The 8137-nt window shown below is 49.2% G+C and carries 10 protein-coding genes; 2 read left to right on the top strand and 8 right to left on the bottom strand.

Translation table 11 applies throughout. The features are described from left to right. Window positions 1-243: 243 nt before the first annotated feature. The 3 genes from nrfA to B4W65_RS17300 form a co-directional block, all read right to left on the bottom strand. Window positions 244-1758 carry an ammonia-forming cytochrome c nitrite reductase gene (gene nrfA / locus B4W65_RS10330; protein WP_088655075.1) on the bottom strand — a complete coding sequence of 505 codons (1515 nt, stop codon included), beginning with the start codon at window positions 1756-1758 and terminating at the stop codon, window positions 244-246. A gap of 27 nt (window positions 1759-1785) precedes the next feature. Then, window positions 1786-2367, bottom strand: a complete 582-nt coding sequence (gene nrfH / locus B4W65_RS10325; protein ID WP_088655074.1) for a cytochrome c nitrite reductase small subunit — start codon at window positions 2365-2367, stop codon at window positions 1786-1788. A gap of 202 nt (window positions 2368-2569) precedes the next feature. Beyond that, window positions 2570-2824, bottom strand: a complete 255-nt coding sequence (locus B4W65_RS17300) for a hypothetical protein (protein ID WP_158522830.1) — start codon at window positions 2822-2824, stop codon at window positions 2570-2572. A 302-nt stretch (window positions 2825-3126) separates the two neighbouring features. Here B4W65_RS17300 and B4W65_RS10315 point away from each other — a divergent pair, with 302 nt between their 5' ends. Both B4W65_RS10315 and B4W65_RS10310 read left to right on the top strand, forming a co-directional pair. Beyond that, window positions 3127-3693 (top strand): helix-turn-helix domain-containing protein, encoded by a 567-nt coding sequence (locus B4W65_RS10315; protein WP_088655072.1) that lies wholly within the window; start codon window positions 3127-3129, stop codon window positions 3691-3693. A gap of 10 nt (window positions 3694-3703) precedes the next feature. Next, a complete protein-coding gene (locus B4W65_RS10310; protein ID WP_088655083.1) occupies window positions 3704-5344 on the top strand; it encodes an AMP-binding protein in 1641 nt (546 codons plus the stop codon). A 55-nt stretch (window positions 5345-5399) separates the two neighbouring features. Here the strand turns inward: B4W65_RS10310 and B4W65_RS10305 are convergent, their stop codons facing one another. The 5 genes from B4W65_RS10305 to arfB all read right to left on the bottom strand — a co-directional run bounded on the left by B4W65_RS10305 (window position 5400) and on the right by arfB (window position 8122). After that, window positions 5400-5633 (bottom strand): DUF3820 family protein, encoded by a 234-nt coding sequence (locus B4W65_RS10305; protein WP_088655071.1) that lies wholly within the window; start codon window positions 5631-5633, stop codon window positions 5400-5402. A 4-nt stretch (window positions 5634-5637) separates the two neighbouring features. Next, window positions 5638-6471 (bottom strand): aldo/keto reductase, encoded by an 834-nt coding sequence (locus tag B4W65_RS10300; RefSeq protein ID WP_088655070.1) that lies wholly within the window; start codon window positions 6469-6471, stop codon window positions 5638-5640. A 153-nt stretch (window positions 6472-6624) separates the two neighbouring features. Further along, a complete protein-coding gene (locus B4W65_RS10295; RefSeq protein ID WP_088655069.1) occupies window positions 6625-7041 on the bottom strand; it encodes a DoxX family protein in 417 nt (138 codons plus the stop codon). Window positions 7042-7218: 177 nt separating this feature from the next. After that, window positions 7219-7695: a hypothetical protein gene (locus B4W65_RS10290; RefSeq protein ID WP_088655068.1), complete on the bottom strand. Its 477-nt coding sequence runs from the start codon at window positions 7693-7695 to the stop codon at window positions 7219-7221. 19 nt (window positions 7696-7714) lie between these two features. Then, window positions 7715-8122, bottom strand: a complete 408-nt coding sequence (gene arfB, locus B4W65_RS10285) for an alternative ribosome rescue aminoacyl-tRNA hydrolase ArfB (RefSeq protein ID WP_088655067.1) — start codon at window positions 8120-8122, stop codon at window positions 7715-7717. Between the last annotated feature and the right edge of the window lie 15 nt (window positions 8123-8137).

The following is an 8137-nucleotide window of genomic DNA, read 5'->3' as shown; positions in this document are numbered from 1 at the left end:
GCCGCTATGGTGCACCCGTGCCCCATAACGGTAAGTGTATACCAGGCAGATCGAGGCTGTGCCTCGAGGGGACTTCAGTCCCCTTTTCTGTACGTGCCCCTATCGGGGGCACACCGTTTCTTCTTAATAATGGCCCAGGACCTCAGTCCTTAATCTGCAAAATAAAAGCCGGCTTTACGCCGGCTTTTTTGTTCAAAATACAGGGTTGCTATGACAGCTGTTTCCCAATTATGGCCCAGGACTTCAGTCCTGGGTTACGATATAACTGGCTTCGCGTTCTTTGGCCGCTTCGAGCCATTGAGGAACAACGGTGTTTAGGAATTCTTCTTTGTCGGCATTGCGCTGCGCTATGTCCAGACCGATGTAGTCCTGGGCTTTGGCCTTGGTCGAAATGTCGGGGAAGTTAACGGGTTTGTTGTGTCCCAGGTCGGCCAGGAGGCGGGCCAGTTTGAGGCGGGCATCCTGAGCCTTGTTGTTGCCGGTAGAAATTACCCGGCTCAATTCCAACGGGTTGTGGAAGGCGTTGCCGTGCCCCGCGGCTGCAAAGTCCCAGCGCCATTGGGCGTGACGGATGTCCATTAAGATGGCTTCCATTTGATCTTCAGTAGCACCCAAATCCCAGGCGGTTTTGGCCTCGATGTGGGCTTTTACGAGGTTGTCTTCGAGCTCGGTGCGAATTTCATAGATCTTGTCCTGGCGGTCGTACACGTTCTTGATGAGTTTGTCGGTTTCTTCGCGGTGACAAACCTGGCAGGAATTGGCTACGTTGTTGAGGGGACTCTGAATGTGGTGATCGGTGAATTTGAGTCCGCCTTCACTCTTATAGGGCATGTGGCAGTCGGCGCAGGACACACCGCGCTCGGCATGAATACCGGTAGAATATACCTCATAGTCGGGGTGCTGAGCTTTAAGCATGGGGGCGCGACTTAGGGCGTGGGTCCAGTCGGTGAAGCCCATTTCATCGTAATAGGCCTCTATTTCTTCTACTTTGTTGCCTTTGTCCCACGGAAAGGTGAGGTAGTTTACGCCATCTACTTTCTCTTTGTTGAAGTAATACTCAACATGACACTGGGCACAAACGAGCGTACGCATTTCCTGGTGACTGGCCTTGGTGATGTCCTTTCCCTGACGCTCAAAAGCTTCGATCAGGGCGGGACGAGTAATTTGCAGGTTCATGGTTTCTGCATCGTGGCAGTCGCCACAGCCAATATGGTTAACTACTTCGTCTCCCCACATTTCCCAGGTACCGGCATAGAATTCGGCTACGCCGTGCTCGGCCATCAGTCGCGGTACATCGGGACTTTTGCAGGTCCAACAGGTGTTGGGCTGATTGGATTTGGCATCGCCCATGGGTGAGCCGGTTCTTAAGGTTTGTTGGATGTCTTCAATGGCATAATAGTGTCCTCGGGGTTGGTTGTATTCCCATGAAAAAGAATAGCCGGCCCAAAGTACTACCATACGGGGGTTTTCTCCTAAAGCATCCCGAAGCGAGGCGCCGTTGTATTTGCTTACAAAACTGGTGTCGGCAGTCTGCATGTAGGATTGGTACTGCCTGGGAAAGTTTTGGCCCCATACTTCATTACGGGGCTCAAACTGGTCGTGCTTCACCTGAGGGGTGTAGGCAAATACCGATTCGGCTCTTCGCTCAATGATGGTGGAGGCAAAGAGGCCTAAAACAAAAACAAGCACTACGGTGGCAAAGAAAATGAGCCATCCGAGCCACGGTTTTTCTTTTATTACTTCGCTGATTGGTCGCATATTGTTATGGTTTATATGGGTTACTGACTAATTGGTGAGTTGACGCAGCCAGGCGGGTACGGGACTGGTAGGTACCGGTACGCGGGCATCTGGTACGCTGGACAGGCTGTTTACGGTGCCGTGCGGAGTTTCCCGATGACATTCCGAGCAATAGCGGTCGTCGATGTTCGCATGAAACTCAGGCCGATGCGTGGCCAGCTTGCTGTCGTGAATTTGTTGGGTGTGACAGCGCACACAGTTTTCCTGTACGGCATCTTTGCCTGCCTGTTTGATGGTGATGACCTGGGGTTCGAGGCGGAAGGTGAACATGTAGGAGTGACGCAAGCCATCGGCAGCCTTAAAGTAGTAGTGCCTGAAAACATTGTCCTGGGGCACATGGCAATCGTTACAGGTGGCCCACTCGCGATGGGAACTGTGGTTCCAGGTGGCGTACTGGGGGCCCATAATGTGGCAGTTGACGCAGGTTTCGGGACTGTCGGATAAGTAAGAGGGGACTTTGGCGATGTGAAATACGTAAAGTCCCAGACCCGCAAAAATACCCAACAGAATGATGACCGGAAACTTCCAGCGGTCCGGTGGGATCAGATATTGAAGGATAGGTTTGAGCATAGGATCGTTTTTTGGTCCTTAGTAAAAATACATAGAAGTATCGAGTTGCGGAATATATGTAGGTGTCATCGATGTAATTTATACTTAGTCTGATTAAAGGTGATGGGTTGTGGCACTGGGAAAATTGATGAGCGACCGTTTGAAAAAGCAGAAGGCTGCCACTTGGTGTGACAGCCTTCTGTTAAACGGTATGGAGGAAAAATTAAAAATCCTCGTCGTCCTCAAAATCATCCAGGTCGGGGATCTCATCCAGGTCGTCTTCGTCAAAGTCAATGGCCCCGAAGTCCTCGTCCTCATCTTCCTCTTCGTAATCATCAAATCCTTCCTCCTCGTCGTCCAAGGGAAGATCGTCTTCGTCCAAATCCAGGTCGTCTTCCATGAAATCATCAAGATCCTCATCGAAGTCGGCATCGTCGTCGTAGCTGCTGCGTATGCCTGCTGTGGTTAATAGGCTCATCTTCATTTGTTTATTAATTATTTATTCTTGGAATTTTCTGTGCTCAAATATATAAAGCCCTTGCAATTTCACAAACAAGCCAACAGTTTTTACCAAAACTTTTTTTTGTGGCTCCAAAGGGCATAATATCGGGCCCTTAAACTTCAAATTTGTACGATGTTTTTTTCTCCGGGTTACTCCGCTTTGAGTTAATTGGAATTGTTTTAAATTACCAGTTTTCTGTATAATTGTTGCTGAATTGATATATTTTTGTTTTTCTCTGTATAAATATGTAAGGAGAACACCATCAAAACCTATAATTTATGAAACAACCAGGTGCTAAAATTCAGGCATTGAGAGAAGAAAAGCAAATTGGTCTTAGTGATTTGGCCGGTAAAGTGCATTTGAATCAGGAACAACTGGAACGCATCGAGAGTGGTGCTATGGCTCCATCCCTGGGTGTGTTGACCAAGTTGGCTCGTGCCCTTGGTGTCCGCCTGGGAACTTTTCTCGATGATCAGCCTCGAAGTGGTGCTGTTGTGTCCCGAAAGGGCGCCGAAAAGGAAAGTATGAGCATGTCGTCGGCCGAAGTAAGCAAGCAGGAGCAATTGTCTTTTTTTAGTCTCGCCCGTGAAAAGGCCGATCGTCAAATGGAGCCATTTTTGGTAGAGATTAAACCGGGGGTCCCTTCCAACCCTCTGGCTTCGACCCATGAGGGAGAGGAGTTTATTTATGTTTTGGAGGGCAAGGTGCGTGTGGTGTATGGCAAAGAGGAATACGAATTGTTGCCGGGCGACAGCATTTACCTCGACTCCATTGTAAAGCACCAGTTGTACAGTGCCGATGACCAAATGGCCCGTGTATTGGCTGTGGTTTACTTACCCCTTTAATTGGCCGACTATGGAGTTACTCAATTATACGCTGGGGGGCATGCTGGAGAAGTGGGCCAGGGAAACCCCCGATACGGATTTTATGGTTTACCCCGACCGGGGCTTGCGTTTTTCTTATGCTGAGTTTAACGAGCGCGCCAACAATTTGGCCAAGGGGCTTATTGAAATTGGGGTGAAGAAGGGCGATAAGGTGGGCATTTGGGCCAATAACGTACCCGATTGGTTGACCTTTATGTTTGCCACGGCTAAGATGGGGGCCGTTCTGGTGACCATCAACACCAATTATAAGCTGGCCGAGCTGGAATTTCTGGTGAAGAATGCCGATATACATACACTGTGCATCATCGATGGATACCGCGACAGCGACTATGTAAACATGGTTTTTGATTTGGTGCCCGAGTTGAAGAACTGTGAAAGAGGCAGCTTAAAGGCCGAGCGTTTTCCGGAGCTGCGCAATGTGGTGTTTATTGGTCCCCAAAAACACCGCGGCATGTACAATACAGCCGAACTTTTGATTCTGGGCAGTCACACCGACGACAGTGTGTTGGAGAAAATGGAGGCAGAAGTGGATTGCCAGGATGTGGTCAACATGCAGTATACTTCGGGAACCACTGGTTTTCCAAAGGGTGTGATGCTCACCCACCATAATATTTTGAACAATGGCTTTCAGGTGGGTGAAAATATGCGCTACACCAACAAGGACCGTCTTTTACTTTGTGTACCTCTTTTTCATTGCTTTGGGTGTGTCCTCGCCGTATGTGCCATTGTTTCTCATGGTGCGTCAATGGTGCTGACCGAGGATTTTGATCCTTTGCGGGTGCTGGCAGGCATCCAAAAGGAGAAATGTACCGCAGTTTACGGGGTACCTACCATGTTTATTGCCGAACTCAATCATCCGATGTTCGATATGTTTGATTTGAGCACGCTGCGTACCGGCATCATGGCAGGTTCCCTTTGTCCCGTAGAAACCATGAAGGAGGTGATGGACAAAATGAATTGTAGGGACATCATTATTGTATACGGACTCACAGAAACCTCTCCGGGGATGACAACTACCCGTGTGTTTGATAGTCCTGAAGTGCGTGCCACCACAGTAGGTGTTGCTTTGCCCGGTGTGGAGGTGAAAGTGATGAATCCCGAAACCGGGGAGGAATGTGCACCGGAAGAGCAGGGCGAGATTTGCTGCCGGGGCTACAACGTGATGAAGGGGTACTACAATAACCCGGAAGCTACGGCAAAAGCCATTGATGCCGATGGCTGGCTGCATTCAGGCGATTTGGCGGTAAAGACCGAAGACGGATTTTACCGAATTACCGGTCGCATTAAGGATATGATTATTCGTGGCGGAGAGAATATCTATCCCCGTGAAATTGAGAATTTTATCTACCGAATGCCTGAGGTGGAAATGGTCGAAGTAGTTGGTATTCCGGATGAAAAATACGGTGAGATTGTTGGTGCCTTTGTTAAGCTCAAGGCTGGAAAAAACTTGTGCGAAGCGGAGGTGCAGGAGTTTTGTCGGGGACAAATTGCCCGTTACAAAATTCCCAAACATGTGTTTTTTGTAGATGGTTTTCCGACTACCGCAAGCGGAAAGATTCAGAAATACAAGTTGCGTGAAATGGGGGCGGAGTTGGCGGCTGCCAAAGCATAGCTTCCTATTTACTAGAAAAAAAGGCGTCCCGCAAAGGACGCCTTTTTTGCATCTTTCAGCGCAGAGGTTTCAGCAAATACTCCAGTCCGTTCACCTTGATTTCGTACAAGGTAGCCAGCAGGGTGCCCAATTTCCCTTTGGGAAAACCCTTTTGTGCCATCCACACCAAATAGAATTCGGGCAAGTCGCACAATATCCGGTCCTTGTATTTTCCATAAGGCATACGCATACGCACCAGATCGAGGAGGAGTTCTTTTCTGAGACCGCCGGCCAAGGCTTCCTGTTCCATTCGCTTAAAAGTTGAAATTGTCGGGATCGGCGCCAATGCGTTCGTTGCGATTAAGGCCATCGATGATGCGCATATCTTCGTCGCTTATTTCAAAATCGAAAAGCTGGGCGTTGCTTTCAATGCGTTGGCGATTTACACTCTTGGGAATGGTAATGATGCCGTGCTGCAGATTCCAGCGCAAAACCAGCTGGGCAATGTTCTTGTCGTATTTATTGGCCATTTTCTGCAGTTCATGAATGTCGAAGACTTCTCCCTGCATAAGCGGACTCCAGGCTTCGGGCCGAATGTTGAGATCTAAACACTTCTGAATAAGTTCGGGCTGGGTCAATCGGGGATGGTATTCCAGTTGGTTAACCATGGGACGGACTTTTGCCGTTTCGAGCAGATCGTCGATATGGTGGGCCAAAAAATTGCTCACCCCAATGGCACGTACTCTGCCTTCTTCGTAGAGGGTTTCCAGTGCCCGGTAGGTTTCCTTGTATTTCCCCTTTACCGGCCAGTGTACCAAATACAGGTCGAGGTAGTCCAGTCCCAGGCGCTCCATAGAGGCATTAAAAGCTTTAATGGTGCTGTCGTAGCCCTGGTCCGAGTTCCATACCTTGCTGGTCACGAAGATTTCGTTGCGGGGGAGCTGGTATTGGCGGATGGCTTGCCCAACGCCGGCTTCGTTGTTGTATACAGCGGCCGTGTCGATGTGGCGGTAGCCTGCTTCGAGTGCATAGGTGACCGCATCGATTACTTCCTGGCCATCGCGACTCTTGAAAACGCCCAATCCCAAATAGGGCATTTCAACGCCGTTGGACAGGCGTACAGTTCCTTGTTTGTCGGTAAGTTTCATAGTGGGCAGTTTTTTTTTAATCTGTTGGTTTAAATATACTCAGTTTTTTGGTTTTTTGGGTGAGAAGGACGCCCTTTTTAGCCGACAAAGGGCTGACCATGCGGCCAGCCCTTTGAAATCCTTTGCGCGAAGAACAAAGCTTCTTTGCGCTTCTTATTTTTTGCTCAACAAGGCATCCACTGAGTATTTGCCCGATCCCAGCAGGAAAGTTCCTACAAAACCCAGCAAGAAAAGGATGGCAGGTTCCTTGGCAGCGCCACCGCCAGAAAAGAGGGGATCGCTGAAGTGGATGATGAAGGCCGCAACTGCCATGGTAAAGATGACGGGCAGACTGGCCAGACGCGTTTTAAAGCCAAGCATAACCAGAAGTCCCGCAAAAAACTCGGCACCTACGGCCAATACCAGACTGATGGTGGGACTCAGGCCGAAGAGTCCGGGAAACATGATTTCTCCGCCTCCTAAGAGCATTTGTAATTTGCCCAAGCCGTGACCAAATACAATGAAAAATCCAAAACCAAGGCGCAGCACCAAAGCTGCTAAATCTCTTTCGTTGTTGAGTAATGCTTTCATAATAATCTTTTTAAGTTGCTGATGTTCGCTGGCTGAAAAATACCCGGAGCTGTTTTCCGAACATTTGCAGCTGGCGATGTAAATTTGTGAACTTAAAACAGCACAGGCCCCAAAAATGTTTTGGAGCCTGCGTTAATCCTTTGTTAAGAAAGGCCCAGTGGCCTGGTGGCTGTGGTCTTATTCGGGCCAGATGTAACATTCTTCATCCTCATCCCAATAGGGGCCCCACTGAATTTCGGACAACTGTCCTTCTTCAAACCACAAGTTGAGACTCACCTCTGCAATACTGCAAACCATTTGTTGGGCAACTTCCTCTTCCGCCACATCCTCCATCTCCACTTCGCCCAAATCCATCATTTCAATTTGTTGCATCACCTCTTCCTGACTGAGGCCGATCAAATTGACCCCTTCGAAAAGGTAGTCGGACGAGCTTACCGCCAAAGAGGTCAGCTTAAAATTGTCCTCCTCGTCGAAATTGGCCGAGAGCTCCAGCTCATCGTAGTGCCAGGCTTCGGACTGTCCTTCGTCTTCTTCCAGGGGATTGTAATTCTCTATTTCGTTGGGTTCGCCCAAAGCGGCCTTTACCTCTTCGCGCGTCATTCCAAATTTGAGGGCGCCCAATCCGCTGCCCAGTTTAATGTTTTTGGTTACCATAATATCGGAGTTGTTGATGTTAGTATTCTTTTCTGCGTCTTTGTTTCTTTTCTGCTTGTATTTTCTTTGATTCGAGCCGTTTTAAGCGGGATGCACGGGTTGGAGCGGTCGCTTTACGCTTTTTGGGTCGGTGCAGGGCCTGTTGCAGCAATTCAAAGAACCTGTCGATGGCCAGCTGCTTGTTGCGCACCTGAGAGCGATGTTCTTGTACGTGCAGCACCAATTCGCCGTCGGAGGTGATGCGACCGGCCAGTTTTTGCAGGACTCTCTGGCGCTGGTCGTCGTTGAGCCCCAGGCTCTGTACTACACTAAAGCGCAGTTCGATACGTGAGCTCACTTTGTTGACATGCTGTCCGCCAGCCCCACTGCTGCGGGAGGCAGAAAACCGGAGTTCACTCAATAGTATGTCGTGCCGCAGCTCATTCATCCTTCTTATCCGCTT

Source organism: Geofilum rhodophaeum (genome assembly GCF_002210225.1).
Lineage (GTDB): Bacteria > Bacteroidota > Bacteroidia > Bacteroidales > Marinilabiliaceae > Geofilum > Geofilum rhodophaeum.
The sequence above is the reverse complement of the archived record's forward strand: the minus strand, read 5'-3'. Positions and strand labels throughout refer to the sequence as shown.